Below are 16,242 nucleotides of genomic sequence, written 5' to 3' on the forward strand. Positions count from 1 at the left end.
GCGGGCGATCGCCTACAGTCTCGGCTGTGACGCCACCACCCGAGACCCCACGATCCGAGACCACCCGGCCGCACCCGATGCTGCACGTCGAGAGGGAGGGCCGTCTGGTCGTCCTGACCCTGGAGGACCCGTCCCACCTCAACGCCCAGACACCGAGCCTGTGGTCGGCCCTCGCGCAGGTGGGAAGGGGCCTCGGCCCGGACGTGGGGGTCGTCATCGTGCGTGGGGCCGGTTCGTCGTTCTCCGCCGGCCTCGACCGGCGCATGTTCACCCCTGATGGTGTCCCCGGGGAGACGTCGCTGCCGGCGCTGGCGCGCAGCGGTGCCGCGTCGCTGGAGGAGTCGATCAGCGGGTTCCAGGAGGGCTTCACCGTGTGGGGTTCGGTGCCCGCCGTCACGATCGCGGCGGTGCAGGGGCACGCCATCGGCGCCGGCTTCCAGCTGGCACTGGCCTGTGACCTCCGGGTCGCCGCGGACGACGTGGCGTTCTCGATGAAGGAGACGAGTCTTGGCCTGGTCCCCGACCTCGGGGGCACTGCCCCGTTGGTCCGGCAGGTGGGGTACGCCCGGGCCCTCGAGATCTGTGCCACGGGTCGCCTCGTGCACGCGGACGAAGCGGTCCGACTGGGGCTGGCCCAGCTCGCTGTGCCCCGTGACGACCTGGACGCGACGACGCGCGATCTGGCGGACGCCATACTGGAAGCACCGCAGGCCGCGCTCCGGGAGCTGAAGCCGTTGCTGCGCAACGCAGTCGACGCCCCCGGAGCTGATCAGTGCGCGGCCGAACGTGCCGCCCAGTCCCGGCTGCTCACCGCCATGGCGGCCGAGCAGGGGAAGTAACCGGCCGCCAGCGGTGTTCTCGGACTGAGGTCAACGAGGCGAGCCGCCGTCCGCGTGAGCGGGCAGGGCGGGTGGAGTGGAGAAGGCATGTCGATGTCGGGCTGGGGCATGATGCGCTCCTACACGCGCGACCAGGACGTCGCGCAGCACCGGCTCAAGCCGGGCACCGCACGCCGGGTCATGGGCTACGCCAAGCCCTACAGCCGCGCGATCGTGGTCTTCCTCGTGCTCGTGGTCATCGCGGCCTCGCTGGCCGCCGCCACGCCGCTCATCCTGCGAGAGCTCATCGACAAGGGCGTGGTGCGCCAGGACCGTGCCGTCGTCATCGAGTTCTCGCTGCTCGTCGCACTGCTCGCGCTCTTCGACGCGGTGCTGACCCTGGTGCAACGCTGGTACTCCTCGCGTATCGGCGAGGGCCTCATCTATGACCTGCGGACCGAGGTCTTCGCGCACGTGCTGCGCCAGCCCATCGCGTTCTTCACGCGGGCGCAGACCGGAGCCCTGGTCAGTCGCCTCAACACCGACGTCATCGGTGCCCAACAGGCTTTCACCTCAACGATGTCGGGCGTGGTGAGCAACGCGGTCTCCCTCGTCCTGATCGTGACCACCATGGCCTACATGTCGTGGCCGCTCACCCTGGCCGCGCTGGCGCTGCTGCCCTTCTTCCTCATCCCCGCGCGCCTCATGGGACGCCGTCTTGCCGGCCTGACCTACGAGTCGATGAACTACAACGCCGATCTCGGGTCCCGGATGACCGAGCGCTTCAACGTGGCAGGAGCGTTGTTGGTCAAGCTCTTCGGACGCGCCGAGATCGAGGATGCGGAGTATGCCGAGCGGGCCGGTCGCGTGCGCGACATGGGCGTCCGGATCGCCGTGAACCGCACGGTGTTCCTGGTCATGCTGACCCTCGTGGCGTCCCTCGCGACCGCCATGGTCTATGGGCTGGGCGGCATCATGGCGGTCAACGGGACCCTCACCGTGGGCACCCTGGTCGCGCTGGCCGCGCTGCTGGCCCGCCTCTACGGCCCCCTCACGGCGTTGTCCAACGTGCGGGTCGACGTGATGACCGCCCTCGTCTCCTTCGAGCGGGTCTTCGAGGTGCTCGACCTCCAGCCCATCGTGCGTGAGGCCGAGCACCCACGGCCGCTTCCCGACGGACCTGTCACCGTCGACTTCGAGAACGTCGGGTTCCGTTATCCCTCAGCGGACGAGGTCTCCCTGGCTTCGCTCGAGCGGGTCATGTCGTTGGACCGCAAGAGCGGCGATCCGGTGCTGCACGACGTCACGTTCCACATCGAGCCCGGCCAGCTGATCGCGCTGGTCGGTCCCAGCGGCGCGGGCAAGACCACTCTGACCAACCTGGTGGCACGCCTCTACGACCCCACCGAGGGCACCGTGCGGATCGACGGCGTCGACCTGCGGGAGGTCGACCTGACCTCGCTGCACGATGTGGTGGGTGTGGTCACCCAGGAGGCCCACCTCTTCCACGACACGATCCGCGCCAACCTGACCTATGCCCGTGCCGATGCGACCGAGGAGGAGATGCACGAGGCGCTTCGTGCGGCCCAGGTGTGGCGGCTGGTCGAGCAGCTGCCCGAGGGCCTGGACACGGTCGTCGGCGACCGCGGCCACCGGTTGTCCGGCGGGGAGAAGCAGCGGCTGGCCATTGCGCGACTGCTGTTGAAGGGACCCGGCCTGGTGGTCCTCGACGAAGCGACCGCGCACCTCGACAGCGAGTCCGAGGTCGCCGTCCAGCGGGCCCTCGACACCGCCCTCGCCGGGCGCACGGCCCTGGTGATCGCCCACCGCCTCTCCACCGTCCGCGGAGCCGACCAGATCCTCGTCATCGACGACGGACGGATCGTGCAGCGGGGCCGCCACCACGAGCTGCTCGCCGAAGGCGGGCTGTATGCCGACCTCTACCACACGCAGTTCTCCGAGACCGTCGACGAGGCGGCGGTCAGCTGACTCGCGGTGACGCCCGCCGACGGCGGGTGGGTGCGGACGGCTGCGGCACGAGTGGACCGCCCTTGACGTCGCGCGTAAATTCATAGAGTGCGCTCGCAAAATCCGAGTGCTGAGGATGTCTGGCCCTGGTGCCGTTTCGGCGGACGGGCGAGAACCTCACAGGTATGAGGAGGTACGGCGACAGCCGACTATCCGGGACCCGCTGCCGCTTGCGCCCCTGCGACCGAGGAGGACGCAGATGGCAGACAACCCGCTGCCCGGCCCCACCAGCAAGCACCTGATCGACTCCGTCGTGATCCCCCGGCGAGACCTGCTCCTCGGCGGAGGGCTCATCGTGGCCGGCGCCATGGGGCTCACCGCCTGCGCCGGAGGCAGTGGGCCGAGCTCCAGCACGTCCGCAGCCGGCACCGCCGCCGCCACCGGCGGCGCGGGAGGCGGGGGAAGCAAGCAGATCAAGATCCTGCTGTGGAGCCACTTCGTGCCGAGCTACGACAAGTGGTTCGACACGTGGGCCAAGCAGTGGGGTCAGAGCAACGGCGTCACCGTCGTCGTCGACCACATCAACCAGGCCGACCTGCCTGCGCGGACAGCCGCCGAGTTCGCGGCCAAGAGCGGGCACGACCTGATCGAGTGGATCACCCCGCCCTCGGCCTACGAGCCGAGCGTGCACGACCTGTCGGACGTGGTCTCCGAGGCGGTCGCGAAGTACGGCGACCAGATTCCGTTCTGCAAGTTCTCCAGCTACAACCCGCACACGAAGAAGTACTACGGGTTCTGCCACACGTGGACGCCGGACCCCGGCGACTACCGCAAGTCCCTGTGGACCGACGTCGGTATGGCGGACGGGCCGACCACGTGGGAAGAGCTGCTCACCGGCGGCGCGGAGATCAAGCAGAAGAAGGGCGTGCGTCTGGGGATCGGGATGTCCTCGGAAGTCGACTCCAACATGGCAGCCCGGGCGTTGATCTGGTCCTACGGCGGCTCGGTGCAGGATGCCCAGGAGAACGTCACGCTCAACTCACCCGAGACCGTGCAGGCCACCGAGTACATGGCCAAGCTGTTCAAGCAGGCGATGAGCTCGGAGGTCTTCAGCTGGACCGCCGCGTCCAACAACCAGGGTCTGGTGGCGGGGCAGCTGTCCTACATCCTGAACTCCATCTCGGCCTATCGCAGCGCCCAGGCCGGCACCCCTGCCACGGCGAAGGACATCTACTTCCTGCCCGCCCTCAAGGGGCCCACCGGGATGGCTCTCGCCAGCCAGCACGTCGTCCGGTCCTACATCATGCCGAACTGGGCCAAGAACGTGGACAAGTGCAAGGCCTTCCTGATGGCGCTGCTGGCCGCCGCGCACGACGGAACGTACAACTCGGAGCTGTACGACTTCCCCGCGTTCAAGAACCCCACGGTGACCACGGCCCTTGACGGCTGGCTGAAGAAGGACCCGTTCAAGTCCGAGCCGGCGGACAAGCTCGACCTGTTGGCGACCGCGGAGAAGTGGAGCACCAACGTCGGCCATCCCGGGCCGGCGAACCCGGCCATCGGCGAGATCTTCGACACCAACGTGTTGTCGACGATGATGGCCGACGTGGCACGCGGCAAGTCGTCGGCCAAGGACGCTGTCGCCTCCGCACACCAGCAGTGCGAGACGATCTTCAAGAAGTGGCGGGCCAAGGACCTCGTGGGCGGCACGAAGTAGCCGCGGGCGCAGGACGGCTCGGCAATGGCGATCGTCGAAGTTCGCGACCTCCGCAAGGAGTTCGGCGGCACGGCTGCAGTCGACGGCATCAACCTGGTCACCGAGGAGGGCGAGTACCTGGTGCTCCTCGGGCCGTCCGGCTGTGGCAAGACCACGCTGCTGCGGCTGCTCGCGGGACTCGAGCGACCCACCGGCGGGGACGTCGTGATCGGAGGGGAGGTCGTCACGGATCTTCCACCACGTGCCCGCAAGATCGCGATGGTCTTCCAGAGCTACGCGCTCTACCCGCACAAGACGGTGCGCAAGAACATCGTCTTCCCGCTCGCGGCAGCCCATGTCCCCAAGTCCGAGTGGGCGGCCAAGGTGGAATGGGCGGCCGGGATCCTGGGCATCCAGCGACTGCTCGACCGGCGACCACGGGAGCTGTCCGGTGGCGAGCGACAGCGAGTTGCGTTGGCACGCGCAATGGTTCGTGAACCGCAGGTCTTCTTGTTCGACGAGCCGCTGTCCAACCTCGACGCGAAACTGCGCACCAGCGCACGCGACGAGCTCAAGGAGTTTCAGCGGCGGGTCGGCATCACCACGGTCTACGTGACCCACGACCAGGTCGAGGCGATGGGACTCGGTGACCGGATCGCGGTGTTGAACGCCGGCCAGATACAGCAGATCGGCACGCCGGAGGAGATCTACTCGAACCCTGCGACCACGTTCGTGGCCACCTTCGTGGGTGCCCCGCCGATGAACATCATCAGGACCGACGGGAAGCTGGTCGGCTTCCGGCCGGAGAACCTGCTCCCGCTGGAGGCGGTCGGCAGCCGCGACGACCAGCTGGTCTGCGACTTCGAGATCTCCCGCGTGGAGAACCTCGGCTCCGACCGCTATGTCTACGGCTCGATCCCGGCGCTGGACCCGGAGGCGAAGGTCATTGCCAAACTGCCCTCGACGCTCACCGTCGTCGCGCGACCGGACACCCGCGAGAAGTACGCCGTCGAGCTGGACAAGCTGCGCTACTTCGATCCGGACACCGGCGAGCGAGTGGCACCCGATCAGCGGACCCGGACGCCATGAGCAGGATCGACGCGGACACGACCAGCGCGGCGATCAGGGCGCGCCCCGCAAGGCGCCGGCGCTACGCGCTCGAACGCGACGGCGTGCTCGGTTCGCTGATGCTGGGGCCCGCGGTGCTCTACCTGGTCCTGGTCGTGGGCTATCCGCTCGTGCTGGCGATCATGTACTCGTTCAGCGACGTCACCGTCGGCAGCTCACGGTTCGACTTCGCCGGTCTGGCGACCTTCAAGACGGCCATCCACGACCCACACTTCCCGGCGGTGGTGGCGCACACGTTCATCATCACCGGGATCTCACAGGCCCTGGTGGTGGTGCTGTGCACCATCCTGGCGTTCACGCTGGCCGCCAACTTCCGCGGCAAGTGGTTCGTGCGGTTCCTGGTGCTGATGCCCTGGACCACCCCGGTCGCGCTCGGGGCGATCATCTGGCTGTGGATGCTCGACTCGATCTTCACGCCCTTCAACTGGTTCGCCCAGCAACTGCACGTCATCGGGCCCGGTGAGCAGCTCAACCTGCTCGGTCACGCCGGGCTGGCCACGGCGAGCGTGATCGCCGTCCAGACCTGGCGGACGCTGCCACTGGCCACCGTGATCGTGCTTGCCGGGCTGTCGTCGATCCCGCGTGACGTCGAGGAGCAGGCCGAGGTGGACGGTGCCGGCTTCTGGCGGCGGCTCTTCGGCATCCAGATCCCGCTGCTCGCGCCGGTCATCCTCGTGGCGGTGCTCTTCGGGATCGTGTTCACCTTCACCGACATGGCGGTCGTGTTCATCCTGACCGGCGGTGGGCCGGGCGACGCCACCCAGGTCCTCGCCAGCTGGGCCTTCTACAAGGGCATCAACGGGGGCAACCTCGCGGTCGGCGCCGCGGACGCGTTGTTCATGTTCCCGGTCCTCCTCGGGCTGGCCATCGTGGTCCTCATGATGGCCTCCGGGCGCCGGGAGAAGTCATGAGCAGCTCGTCCGCACGGAGGCCGCGGACGATCCGCGGCAGCATCGGGCTCTACCTGATCGTCTTCTTCTTCGCCGTCCTGTGCGGGTTCCCGTTCCTGTGGGCGACCATCACCACGTTCAAGACCAACCAGGACCTCTACACCACCGGTCACAACCCGTTCGCGTTCACGCAGGCACCCACGCTGGACAACATCACGACCCTGTTCACCACGACGCCGTACCTGCACTTCATCATCAACAGCGTCGTGATCGGCATCGTGACCGTCGGGATCACGCTGGTGCTCAGTGTGCCCGCCTCCTACGCGCTGGCGCGGCTCACCGGCCGATGGGGGCTGCCCATGGCGATCGGCATCTTCGTGGTGTACCTCGTCCCCCCGACCCTCCTGTTCCTTCCGCTCTCGCGGGTGATCACGGTGCTGGGGCTGCAGGACACGATCTGGTCGCTGGTCCTGGTCTACCCCGGATTCACGATTCCGCTGTCGGTCTGGCTGCTCCTCGGCTTCTTCAGGTCGGTGCCCCGTGACGTCGAGGAACAGGCGCAGGTCGACGGCTACAGCAAGGTCGGGGCGCTCGTGCGAGTGGTGCTGCCCCTGGTGGCGCCAGGCCTGTTCACCGTGGTCGTGTTCACCTTCACCCTCACCATGCAGGACTTCATCTACGCCCTGGCGTTCGTCTCGAGCTCCTCGCAGATGACGATCAGTGTCGGCGTGCCGACCAACCTGGTGCGGGGCGACGTCTTCTACTGGCAGTCGCTGATGGCGTCCGCCATGATCGTGGCGATCCCCGTGGCGGTCATCTACAACCTGTTCCTGCGCAAGTTCATCCAGGGCTTCACCCTGGGCGCGGTCAAGGGCTGAGGGCGTTACAGCGTGCGAACCATGCCACCGTCGACCGTGATCGCCGAGCCGCTCATGAAGGAGGCGGCTGGTGAGGCGACGAAGGCCGCCACCTTGCCGAACTCCTCCGGCCGGCCGTAGCGGCGCAGCGGGATGCCGGCGACGGCTCGGGCACGGCTGGCCTCCGGGTCACCACCGCTCGCGTCGAGCTGGCGGACCCGATCGGTGTCGATCCGGCCGGGTAGCAGCACGTTGACCCGGCCGCCGGTCGGCCCGTGCTCGTCCGCGAGCGTCTTGGCGGCCATGGCCAGGCCCGGGCGCAAGCCGTTGGAGATGCCCAGGCCGCCGATGGGGCTGCGGACCGACGACGACAGCACCAGGGTGACGCTGCGGTCGTCGGCGGGCTCGGTGCGGTCGGCCGCCAGCACCGTCCGCGCCAGCCGCACGGCGCCGAGGAACACCGACTCGAAGGCGGCACGCCACTGTTCGTCGGTCACCGCGCTGACGTCGCCCGGCGGTGGGCCACCGACGCTGATCACGGCGCCGTCGAGGCGGCCGAACCGCTTCAGCGCCATGGCCACCAGGGAGTCGGCCGCGCTCGGTGTCGCCAGGTCGAGGGCGACGCCCACGGCGGAGTCGTCGCCCAGCCGCCGCGCGGCGTCGGTGATGCGCTCCTCGTTGCGGGAGCAGACCACCACCTTGGCGCCGTCGGCGACGAGTTGATCCGCCGCGGCATACCCCAGGCCCTGGGAGGCACCGGTGACGAGGTAGACGCGGTCACGCAGTCCGAGATCCATTCCGTCATCCTCGCACCCACCCGGGTCGGTGTCCTCGCGCGGCCTACCAGTCCTCCTCGTCCCAGATGCGGACCTTCTTGGGCTTGGGCACCTTGGGTGCGGCGCCGCGCGAGATGTTCTCGGCCTCCTCCTGCTCCGAAGCCTCCCGGCGCACCCACAGGAAGACCAGCACGAAGCCGACGGGCGCGACCACCCACCACTGGATCGTGTAGGCCAGGTGCGGGCCCTTGCTGGTGTCCGGCGCCTCGAGCGGCGCGGGCCGCTGGATGGCCTCGCCGGGTGGCCCCTGCTCGTGCTTCATCTCCACGTAGGCGCCGAAGACCGGACCGTCGACCTGCGCGGCCGCCTCCTTGATGTTGATGGAGGCCAGCTGGCCGGCCGGCATGCTGCGGCCGAGGCTCTGCTCGCCCTCTCGCAGCCAGCCCGTGACGGTCACCGTGCCGCGGGGCGTGGGCGGCACGTCCGGCCGCGACTTCGCGGTGCGTCCGTTGTCGACCCAGCCGCGGTCGACCAGCAGCGTCCCGCCGCCTTGTACGCGCAGCGGCACCACGACCTCGTAGCCGTAGGTGCCGTTGTTGGGCCGGTTGCGCACGAGGAGCAGGTGCGCGGGGTCATAGCGCCCGGTGGCACTGACCGGCGTCCACTCCTGCTCAAGGGGAAGAGCCGCCCCGGGACGGGGAAGGACGTGGCGCAGCGGCACCGGCTGGGAGTCGTAGTGGCTGTTGATGCGGTCCGCCCGTGCATCCTTCACCTCGTAGCGGTGCCACTGCCAGCGGCCGAGGAAGATGGCGACCACGCAGAACACGGCGGCCAGGGCCAGAGCGCCCAGCCACCGACGCGTGAACAGCACCCGAAGCACGCATTGACGTTACCCGGCCTATCCTTGGGGTCATGACGAGCCTGCCGATCCGCCCCAAGGGAGCGACCGGCCTGCCGGACGCCTTCGGCCGGGTCGCGAGGGATCTGCGGGTCTCGGTGACCGACCGGTGCAACCTTCGCTGCACCTACTGCATGCCGGCCGAGGGCCTGCCGTGGATGTCCAAGCCCGAGATGCTCACCGACGAGGAGATGCTCCGGCTGGTCGGTGTCTTCGTGGGGCTCGGCATCACCCAGATCCGGCTCACCGGGGGTGAGCCCCTGCTGCGGCGCTCCATCGTGGAGCTGGTGAGCGGTATGGCGTCCCTCTCACCGCGTCCGCGCATCGCCATGACGACCAACGGCGTCGGCCTCGAGCGCGTGGCGGCCGGCCTGGCCTCCGCCGGGCTGGACCGGGTCAACGTGTCCCTGGACACCGTCGACCGCGAGGAGTTCAAGAAGCTCACCCTGCGCGACCGGTTCGCCGACGTCGAACGCGGCCTCAAGGCGGCCGCCGACGCCGGCCTGAGCCCGGTCAAGGTCAATGCCGTCGCGATGCGGGGATTCAACGACCACTCGGTCGCCGACCTGCTGCAGTGGTGCCTCGACCGCGGCTACCACCTGCGCTTCATCGAGCAGATGCCGCTGGACGCGCAGCATGCGTGGCAGCGCGAGCAGATGGTCTCGGCGGCGGAGGTGCGGGCCGAGCTGGAGCAGCACTTCCGGCTGAGCGAACCGCCGGGGGAGCGGGGGAGCGCCCCGGCCGAGCTCTTCCTCGTCGACGGCGGGCCCGAGACCGTCGGCATCATCGCCAGCGTCTCGGCGCCGTTCTGCGCCGCCTGTGACCGGGTGCGGCTCACCGCGGACGGACAGGTCCGCAACTGCCTCTTCGCGCGCGGCGAGGCAGACCTGCGCACTCCGCTGCGTGACGGCGCCTCCGACGAGGAGCTTGCCGCGTTGATCCAGGACGAGATGTGGCGCAAGGCCAAGGGCCACGGCATCGGCGGACCGGGTTTCACCCAGCCGGACCGACCCATGTCCTCCATCGGGGGCTGACTCCGCGCTGCCTCAGCCGTCGGTCGCGCTGAGCTCCTCGACCGGGATGACGTCCTTCAGGAAGCCGCGCACGGTGAGGTACTCCGACAGGTGCGAGCGATGGCCCTCACAGGCCAGCCAGACCTTGCGGCGCTCCGCGGTGTGCAACTTGGGGTTGTTCCACAGCAGGGCGTGCAGGGCCTCCTGGCGGCACCCCTTGGCGCTGCACACCAGCCGTTCGTCCCCCGGATCCGGAGGGACGCCGAGGCTCACGGCCGCCGTCCGTGGGGAGCTCCGTGCTGGGCGCCGTGATCGTCCCCCGTGCCGGGCGGCGTGTCGCGCCGGACGTCGCCCAAGCGCTGTTCCAGCTCGATGAAGGGCTGCCCCGACGGGGTGACCGCGCCCAGCTGGTCGATGCGACGCGAACGCGTGGCGTTGGCCATGACGACCGCGATGTAGGGCAGAACCGCGGCAGCACCGATGCACACCCAGCCGACGATGGTCCAGTGGACCACCGTGATGAACACGACGGCCAGGACGAAACAGAAGGTCCGCACACCCATCGAGAACAGGTAGCGGTGCATCCTCTCGGATGAGTCGTCGCGCACCGACACAGGCGCACTGGTCACGTTCTGGACCGGCGTCTCGGGGCGGTGCCGCCTGCTCTTCACACCTCCACGATAGGCCGGGGTCGAGCGGACCGACACTTCAGGCGCACCGTGCATACCCCTCGGTAGTCCGATAGCGTCCGAGTGCCCTGCGCCGCCCGACCCGACCGGGTGGCCGACCCGACTGCTGGAGGAGCGACATGGCAGACGCACGAGGCGTGCTGGTGACCGGAGGCAACCGGGGCATCGGCCTCGCCATCGCCCGGTCCTTCGCCGAGGCGGGCGACGCGGTGGTGGTCACCCACCGGAGCGGCCAACCGCCGGAGGGACTGATGGGGGTCCGCTGCGAGGTCACCGACACCGCGTCGGTCGATGCGGCCTTCACCGAGGCCGAGGAGAAGATCGGGGGTCCCGTCGAGGTGGTCGTGGCCAACGCGGGCATCACCCGCGACGGCCTGCTGATGCGGATGAGTGACGACGACTTCGACTCGGTCGTCGACACCAACCTGGCCGGGGCCTTCCGCTGCGCGCGGCGCGCCAGCAAGGGGATGATCAGAGCGCGCAAGGGCCGAATCGTCTTCATCTCCAGTGTGGTCGGCTTGTATGGCGGGCCCGGGCAGACCAACTACGCATCCAGCAAGGCGGGGCTCGTCGGCCTGGCCCGGTCGATCACGCGAGAGCTCGGTGGGCGAGGCATCACCGCCAACGTGGTGGCCCCCGGATTCATCGAGACCGAGATGACCGGCGAGCTGTCCGACGACCTCAAGAAGAAGTACCTCGAGGGGATCCCCGCGGGGCGCTACGGGACCTCCGAGGAGGTCGCCCGCGTGGTGCGCTTCCTGGCCTCGGACGACGCGGCATACATCTCGGGGGCCGTGATTCCCGTCGACGGCGGTCTCGGCATGGGGCACTGACCCGAGCCGCGCCGGCCCCCAGCACCCGACAACAGGTCTCACCACGTCACCAGCCAGGAAGGCAAGCACATGTTGCTAGAAGGCAAGAAGCTGCTCGTCACGGGTGTCCTCATGGACTCCTCGATCGCGTTCCACGTCGCCAAGCTCGCCCAGGAGCAGGGCGCCGAAGTGGTGCTCAGCTCGTTCGGACGCACCATGAAGATCACCTCCACCATCGCCAAGCGACTGCCGTCGCCCGCACCGGTCATCGAGCTCGACGTGACCGACCAGGAGCACCTCGACACCCTCGCCGCGCGGCTCGGTGAGCACGTCGACGGTCTCGACGGGGTGCTGCACTCGATCGGCTTCGCACCGCAGGGCGCCTTCTCGTTCCTCGACGCCTCGTGGGAGGACGTCGCGACCGCGATGCAGGCCTCGGCGTACTCCCTCAAGGCGCTCGCCGTGGCGGCCCTTCCGCTGATGGAGGAGGGCGGCAGTCTGGTCGGACTCACCTTCGACGCGAAGTTCGCCTGGCCGGTCTACGACTGGATGGGCGTGGCGAAGGCCGCCTTCGAGTCGACCAGCCGCTACCTCGCGCGTGACCTGGGTCCGAAGGGAATCCGCTGCAACCTCGTGTCCGCCGGGCCGATCGGCACCACCGCGGCCAAGTCGATCCCCGGGTTCGAGCAGCTCGCCGGGAGCTGGGACGACCGGGCACCGCTCGGCTGGGACCGGGCCGACCCGGTGCCTGCCGCCCGTGCCTGCGCCGCGCTGCTGTCCGACTGGTTCCCCGCGACGACGGGGGAGATCGTGCACGTCGACGGCGGTGTGCACGCGATGGGCCAGTAGCTCTCGGGGTCGCGAACCTCGCCCTGCCTGGCCGAGCCGGACGAACCCGGGCGAACCCGGACGAACCCGGACGAACCGGACGAGCCTGCACCGGCGTGCGGGAACTGCGTGTCGAGCGCGCCCCAGCCCGGCGGGACATGGTTACGTTTCTTCTTGCGAAGGGGCGGGGGACGACCAGGCGACACGTGGAGAAAGAAGGCTGATGGTCAACGTCGTGCTGGCCGGTGCGATCTCGATGCTGGTGGCGTTGCTCGCGACGCCGCTGTTCATCAAGTTCCTGGTCCGCAGGAACTACGGCCAGTTCATCCGGGATGACCTCACCCAGCACCACTACAAGCGAGGCAAGCCCACCATGGGTGGCGCCGTCATCATCAGCGCCACCATCGCCGGGTATCTCGGCTCGCACCTCCTGCTGATGGCCATGGACGCCGGCGGCCTGGTCGGGCTCACCCACAGCCCCTTCTCCCTGAGCGCCCTGCTGGTGCTCTTCCTGCTGCTCGGGCTTGGCCTGGTGGGCTTCCTGGACGACTACACGAAGATCTCCAGGGAACGAAGCCTGGGCCTGACCTCGAAGCAGAAGCTCGTCGGCCAGGGCCTGATCACGCTCGTCTTCGCCCTCCTCGCACTGTTGAAGACCGACGACAAGGGCCGTGCGCCTGCCTCGACGGCGATCTCCCTCGTCCGCGACACGAACATCGACCTCGCCGTCGCCGGACCTGTCGTCGGTGTCGTGCTGTTCGTCATCTGGGCGAATCTGCTCATTGCCGGCGCCTCGAACGGTGTCAACATCACCGATGGCCTGGACGGGCTGGCGACCGGCTGCTCGGTCATGGTCTTCGGCGCCTACACCCTCATCAGCCTGTGGCAGTACAAGCAGGGTTGCGAGGTGCGACCCGGACCGGGCTGCTACGACGTCAGGGACAGCCTGGACCTCGCGATCGTGGCGTGCTCGGTCGCCGGCGCCTGCTTCGGCTTCCTGTGGTGGAACGCCTCGCCCGCGCAGATCATCATGGGCGATACCGGCTCGCTGTCGTTGGGAGCAGGCCTCGCCGGCATGGCGATCCTGACCCGGACTGAGCTCCTGCTGGCGGTCCTGGGCGCACTGTTCGTCATCATCACCTTGTCGGTGATCCTCCAGGTCGCCAGTTTCAGGCTGACCGGTAGACGGGTCTTCCGGATGGCGCCCCTGCACCACCACTTCGAGCTGGTCGGCTGGGCCGAGGTCACCATCGTCGCGCGATTCTGGATCATCGCAGGCATCGGGGTTGCCGTCGGTCTGGCCCTGTTCTACGGGGAGTGGGCCGCGCAGTTGTGAGACAGGGATCGGCGACGTCGGCCTCGGCCTGACACACGCTCGGCGGCGGGCAGCAGGCGGAAGGGTCGACGGGTCCTGCTCACCGGTGGGTGGAGGTGCGCGCGAGCCAGAAGGCCACGACCGCGACCGCGGCGGGGATCGCCCAGCCGGCGACTCCCCACGGCACGAGGTAGCCGAGCGGGGTCTGGTAGCGGTTCGTGCAGCCTTGCGCGCAGAGCGTGACGCCCTCCACCGGCGCCACGAGGACGGCCACGACCAGGGCCGACACGAGGGCCGCGAGGAGCGCGCGCATGCAGCGAGTGTGACCCAGCCCCGAGGGCCTGCGCCACCCCCAGCGCCAGGTCGTGATCAGGATGTCACCGTGCCGCGTGAGGGGTGCCGGTCGACGTGCCGCGCCCGGGCTGGGTGAGCAGGCCGTTGACCAGCTCGGCACCCTCGTCGGCTGCGTCCGTCGAGATCGCGAGGTGCTTGCCGTCGGCGAGGTGGACGACCAGGCCCGGGCCACCGCGCAGGATCACGGCGCGGCCGTGCGGGGTGATGCGATAGCCCCAGCCGCCCCACTGCGTCGGGCGCAGGTCCTTCGCCTCGGCCGACGCGATCTGGGCCAAGGAGGCGCGGGCGATCGGCCGCGACAGGCCGATCAGCCGCACCCGCACCCCGGTGCGGTCGACCTGCAGGCTGAGCCCGAACATCGCCACCAGGGGGACCAGGCCCAGGACGACAGGGATCACCGCGGTCGCGAGTGACCCCGAGGGTATGACGGTCGCCGCCTTCGTCGCGGCCGGTGCGCCAGAGCTCACCGACGCCCACCAGCGGATGCGGCAGCTCGAGTCGGCCCTCGCCAGCAGCGCGGGAGCGGGCGCGGCCACCTGCTCGACCGGCGACCTGCACCATGACCTCCTCCCGGACGACCTCGTCCGGCACGAGCTGGTCCAGTACGACTAGGTCGTCGCGGCCTTCGAGACGGCGGGTGGCTGGGCCGCGGGGGCCCGCGCGGACGAGGTGCGCTCCCGGCTCGGCGTGGACACCGCGTCCGGGATCGCGGGGACCCGCCTCCTGACCAGCCTGAGCGCACCCACCAACCACCTCGACCTCGAGGGCCGGCGCTGGCTCCAGGAACACCTGCGCCGCTACCGGGGCGCGGTCCTGGTCGTCTCGCACGACCGGCGCTTCCTCGACCGGGTCGTCACGCGCGTCGTCGAGCTGGACGGGGTCCGCACGCAGCTGCAGGACTACCCGGGAGGTGGCTACACGGCATACCGGAAGGAACGGCAGCGGCGCTGGGAGCGGCTGGTCGCGGACCACGCGGCGCAAGAGCAGTACCGCGCCCGACTGGTGGGCGACATCGAACGCACCACGGAGCAGGCGTGTGGGGTCGAGCTCGCGAGCCCGCGCAACCCCCAGGCCCGACGGCTCGCCCGCACGGTGGCGAGGTAGGAGCTGTCCCGCGAGCGCCGGCTCGAGCGGCAGATGCGGTCGGCGTCCTGGATCGCGGCACCGCAGGCCCGGCCCGAGCTGGTGCTCGGTTTCGCGCAGCCAGCCGTTGGCACTGGCGCGATACACCGGCACGCTGCTGGTGGTGAGCCACGACGAGGCGTCGGCCTCACCCGGCGGTGGCACCTGGCCGGCGGCCGCCTCGAGCAGGTGGCCTGAACCGCGCCGCTGCGCTCACCCGGCGTCCAGCTCGCGGTAGCCGTGCCCCCGCTGCCAGGTGCCTCCCGCCTCGATGCGTTCGAGCACCACGCGCTGGAGGGTGCTCTTCCTCGGCAGGGCCGGGACCTTGCTCAGGTCGCGGGTGTGGAAGAGGAACCAGAGGGGGTCGTCCGCGGCGTTGTCCCGGTGTCCGAAGGCGGTCCAGGCCTCCTGGAACGCCACCAGGTTGGAGTCCTCGGGCAGGTGCTCGGACAGATAGGGGTCGAGCAACCAGGTGTGGCAGACGGCGACCGTCACCTGCTGTTGCGGAAAGTGCCGGGGGAAGAAGTCGGCCGCCCGGTCGAAGCCCCGCGACACCGCGCCGGGCAGCATCGGACCGGTCGCCGGGATGTGCACATCGAGCAGCCACGGATCCCGCTCGTGGCCCGGCGGCGCGGGCTCGCGCAGGCGCCTGTGGCGCAGCATGAACTGCAGCCGACCAAGGCGGAACAGCCCGCCACCGAAGTGCGCCGAGATCCACGGGCCCGCGTCGAGGCCGAACGTGCCGGTGGCCCGGCGGTGCAGGGCGATGTGGTGTCCGACGTCGGCCAGCGTGTCGGCGACGACGTCCATACCGATCTCGTGCTGGCGGTACCACGCGGTGAGGGCGGGGACCTCCGCGGCGACGGCTCGCAGCCAGACCTCACCGGACACGTCCAATGACGGAGGCAGGTCGGGGAAGGTGCCGAGTCGTGACCTCAGCAGCGTCCGTGTGCGCACCACTTCGGCCCGGTCGCCGGGCTGGGCCAGCAACGCCTCGTAGTCGTCCCGGTCCTCGGGGGCGAGTCCGAAGAGGTCCAGGACCTCGGCCGTCCGCATGCGCACACCGTAACCGAGACGG

General features: G+C 69.6%; 19 protein-coding genes. 12 read left to right on the forward strand and 7 right to left on the reverse strand.

Features of this window, described 5'->3' with window-relative positions; genetic code table 11:
• The first annotated feature begins 26 nt into the window (after window positions 1–26).
• From FCN22_RS10930 to FCN22_RS10955, 6 genes are all read left to right on the forward strand, one after another.
• Entirely contained in the window at window positions 27–839 is an 813-nt protein-coding gene (locus FCN22_RS10930) for an enoyl-CoA hydratase/isomerase family protein (protein ID WP_238384675.1), read from the forward strand.
• A gap of 87 nt (window positions 840–926) precedes the next feature.
• Complete coding sequence (locus FCN22_RS10935; protein WP_137121578.1) at window positions 927–2,807, forward strand: ABC transporter ATP-binding protein; 1,881 nt, start codon at window positions 927–929, stop codon at window positions 2,805–2,807.
• A gap of 238 nt (window positions 2,808–3,045) precedes the next feature.
• The gene (locus tag FCN22_RS10940; RefSeq protein WP_137121579.1) at window positions 3,046–4,503 is read left to right on the forward strand and encodes an ABC transporter substrate-binding protein; all 1,458 of its coding nucleotides are present in this window, start codon (window positions 3,046–3,048) and stop codon (window positions 4,501–4,503) included.
• A gap of 24 nt (window positions 4,504–4,527) precedes the next feature.
• The gene (locus FCN22_RS10945) at window positions 4,528–5,571 is read left to right on the forward strand and encodes an ABC transporter ATP-binding protein (RefSeq protein ID WP_137121580.1); all 1,044 of its coding nucleotides are present in this window, start codon (window positions 4,528–4,530) and stop codon (window positions 5,569–5,571) included.
• A complete protein-coding gene (locus FCN22_RS10950; protein ID WP_202911527.1) occupies window positions 5,568–6,521 on the forward strand; it encodes a carbohydrate ABC transporter permease in 954 nt (317 codons plus the stop codon). The genes FCN22_RS10945 and FCN22_RS10950 overlap by 4 nt, the downstream gene beginning before the upstream one ends.
• Window positions 6,518–7,378, forward strand: a complete 861-nt coding sequence (locus tag FCN22_RS10955; protein ID WP_137121581.1) for a carbohydrate ABC transporter permease — start codon at window positions 6,518–6,520, stop codon at window positions 7,376–7,378. The genes FCN22_RS10950 and FCN22_RS10955 overlap by 4 nt, the downstream gene beginning before the upstream one ends.
• Before the next feature lie 5 nt (window positions 7,379–7,383).
• On the opposite strand, the gene FCN22_RS10960 is transcribed toward FCN22_RS10955, so the two are convergent.
• Together FCN22_RS10960 and FCN22_RS10965 are read right to left on the reverse strand one after the other, a co-directional pair.
• On the reverse strand, window positions 7,384–8,154 hold the full coding sequence (locus FCN22_RS10960; protein WP_137121582.1) for an SDR family oxidoreductase: 771 nt from the start codon (window positions 8,152–8,154) through the stop codon (window positions 7,384–7,386).
• A gap of 43 nt (window positions 8,155–8,197) precedes the next feature.
• Window positions 8,198–9,013, reverse strand: a complete 816-nt coding sequence (locus FCN22_RS10965) for an SURF1 family cytochrome oxidase biogenesis protein (RefSeq protein WP_137121583.1) — start codon at window positions 9,011–9,013, stop codon at window positions 8,198–8,200.
• Between the two features lie 32 nt (window positions 9,014–9,045).
• Between FCN22_RS10965 and moaA the strand changes: the two genes are divergently transcribed.
• Window positions 9,046–10,065, forward strand: coding sequence for a GTP 3',8-cyclase MoaA (moaA, locus tag FCN22_RS10970; RefSeq protein WP_137121584.1), 1,020 nt, complete (start codon window positions 9,046–9,048; stop codon window positions 10,063–10,065).
• Window positions 10,066–10,077: 12 nt separating this feature from the next.
• Here moaA and FCN22_RS10975 read toward each other — a convergent pair whose 3' ends face one another.
• Together FCN22_RS10975 and FCN22_RS10980 are read right to left on the reverse strand one after the other, a co-directional pair.
• Window positions 10,078–10,317 carry a hypothetical protein gene (locus FCN22_RS10975; RefSeq protein ID WP_137121585.1) on the reverse strand — a complete coding sequence of 80 codons (240 nt, stop codon included), beginning with the start codon at window positions 10,315–10,317 and terminating at the stop codon, window positions 10,078–10,080.
• Window positions 10,314–10,715, reverse strand: a complete 402-nt coding sequence (locus FCN22_RS10980) for a DUF3099 domain-containing protein (protein ID WP_238384676.1) — start codon at window positions 10,713–10,715, stop codon at window positions 10,314–10,316. Before FCN22_RS10980 ends, FCN22_RS10975 begins: the two co-directional genes overlap by 4 nt.
• A 137-nt stretch (window positions 10,716–10,852) precedes the next feature.
• Between FCN22_RS10980 and fabG the strand changes: the two genes are divergently transcribed.
• From fabG to mraY, 3 genes are all read left to right on the forward strand, one after another.
• Entirely contained in the window at window positions 10,853–11,566 is a 714-nt protein-coding gene (gene fabG / locus FCN22_RS10985; RefSeq protein ID WP_137121587.1) for a 3-oxoacyl-ACP reductase FabG, read from the forward strand.
• A gap of 69 nt (window positions 11,567–11,635) precedes the next feature.
• A complete protein-coding gene (fabI, locus tag FCN22_RS10990; RefSeq protein ID WP_137121588.1) occupies window positions 11,636–12,394 on the forward strand; it encodes an enoyl-ACP reductase FabI in 759 nt (252 codons plus the stop codon).
• 202 nt (window positions 12,395–12,596) lie between these two features.
• Window positions 12,597–13,709, forward strand: coding sequence for a phospho-N-acetylmuramoyl-pentapeptide-transferase (mraY, locus tag FCN22_RS10995; protein ID WP_137121589.1), 1,113 nt, complete (start codon window positions 12,597–12,599; stop codon window positions 13,707–13,709).
• Window positions 13,710–13,788: 79 nt separating this feature from the next.
• On the opposite strand, the gene FCN22_RS11000 is transcribed toward mraY, so the two are convergent.
• Together FCN22_RS11000 and FCN22_RS11005 are read right to left on the reverse strand one after the other, a co-directional pair.
• A complete protein-coding gene (locus tag FCN22_RS11000) occupies window positions 13,789–14,001 on the reverse strand; it encodes a hypothetical protein (protein WP_137121590.1) in 213 nt (70 codons plus the stop codon).
• A 64-nt stretch (window positions 14,002–14,065) separates the two neighbouring features.
• Window positions 14,066–14,440: a hypothetical protein gene (locus FCN22_RS11005; protein ID WP_137121591.1), complete on the reverse strand. Its 375-nt coding sequence runs from the start codon at window positions 14,438–14,440 to the stop codon at window positions 14,066–14,068.
• Between the two features lie 25 nt (window positions 14,441–14,465).
• Here FCN22_RS11005 and FCN22_RS11010 point away from each other — a divergent pair, with 25 nt between their 5' ends.
• A complete protein-coding gene (locus FCN22_RS11010) occupies window positions 14,466–14,654 on the forward strand; it encodes a hypothetical protein (protein WP_137121592.1) in 189 nt (62 codons plus the stop codon).
• Window positions 14,655–14,729: 75 nt separating this feature from the next.
• On the forward strand, window positions 14,730–15,146 hold the full coding sequence (locus FCN22_RS11015) for an ATP-binding cassette domain-containing protein (RefSeq protein ID WP_137121593.1): 417 nt from the start codon (window positions 14,730–14,732) through the stop codon (window positions 15,144–15,146).
• A gap of 231 nt (window positions 15,147–15,377) precedes the next feature.
• On the opposite strand, the gene FCN22_RS11020 is transcribed toward FCN22_RS11015, so the two are convergent.
• Window positions 15,378–16,220 carry an acyltransferase domain-containing protein gene (locus FCN22_RS11020; RefSeq protein ID WP_137121594.1) on the reverse strand — a complete coding sequence of 281 codons (843 nt, stop codon included), beginning with the start codon at window positions 16,218–16,220 and terminating at the stop codon, window positions 15,378–15,380.
• Window positions 16,221–16,242: the final 22 nt, after the last annotated feature.

The organism is Segeticoccus rhizosphaerae, assembly GCF_005222685.1.
GTDB classification, from domain to species: domain Bacteria; phylum Actinomycetota; class Actinomycetes; order Actinomycetales; family Dermatophilaceae; genus Segeticoccus; species Segeticoccus rhizosphaerae.

Bases quoted from the DNA above. Each gene is read 5' to 3' on its own strand.
- moaA (WP_137121584.1), top strand. From the start codon at position 9,046: ATGACGAGCCTGCCGATCCGCCCCAAGGGAGCGACCGGCCTGCCGGAC.
- mraY (WP_137121589.1), top strand. From the start codon at position 12,597: ATGGTCAACGTCGTGCTGGCCGGTGCGATCTCGATGCTGGTGGCGTTG.
- FCN22_RS10940 (WP_137121579.1), top strand. From the start codon at position 3,046: ATGGCAGACAACCCGCTGCCCGGCCCCACCAGCAAGCACCTGATCGAC.
- FCN22_RS10950 (WP_202911527.1), top strand. From the start codon at position 5,568: ATGAGCAGGATCGACGCGGACACGACCAGCGCGGCGATCAGGGCGCGC.
- fabG (WP_137121587.1), top strand. From the start codon at position 10,853: ATGGCAGACGCACGAGGCGTGCTGGTGACCGGAGGCAACCGGGGCATC.
- fabI (WP_137121588.1), top strand. From the start codon at position 11,636: ATGTTGCTAGAAGGCAAGAAGCTGCTCGTCACGGGTGTCCTCATGGAC.
- FCN22_RS11010 (WP_137121592.1), top strand. From the start codon at position 14,466: ATGACGGTCGCCGCCTTCGTCGCGGCCGGTGCGCCAGAGCTCACCGAC.
- FCN22_RS10935 (WP_137121578.1), top strand. From the start codon at position 927: ATGTCGATGTCGGGCTGGGGCATGATGCGCTCCTACACGCGCGACCAG.
- FCN22_RS10945 (WP_137121580.1), top strand. From the start codon at position 4,528: ATGGCGATCGTCGAAGTTCGCGACCTCCGCAAGGAGTTCGGCGGCACG.
- FCN22_RS11000 (WP_137121590.1), bottom strand. From the start codon at position 14,001: ATGCGCGCGCTCCTCGCGGCCCTCGTGTCGGCCCTGGTCGTGGCCGTC.
- FCN22_RS11020 (WP_137121594.1), bottom strand. From the start codon at position 16,220: ATGCGGACGGCCGAGGTCCTGGACCTCTTCGGACTCGCCCCCGAGGAC.
- FCN22_RS10960 (WP_137121582.1), bottom strand. From the start codon at position 8,154: ATGGATCTCGGACTGCGTGACCGCGTCTACCTCGTCACCGGTGCCTCC.
- FCN22_RS10955 (WP_137121581.1), top strand. From the start codon at position 6,518: ATGAGCAGCTCGTCCGCACGGAGGCCGCGGACGATCCGCGGCAGCATC.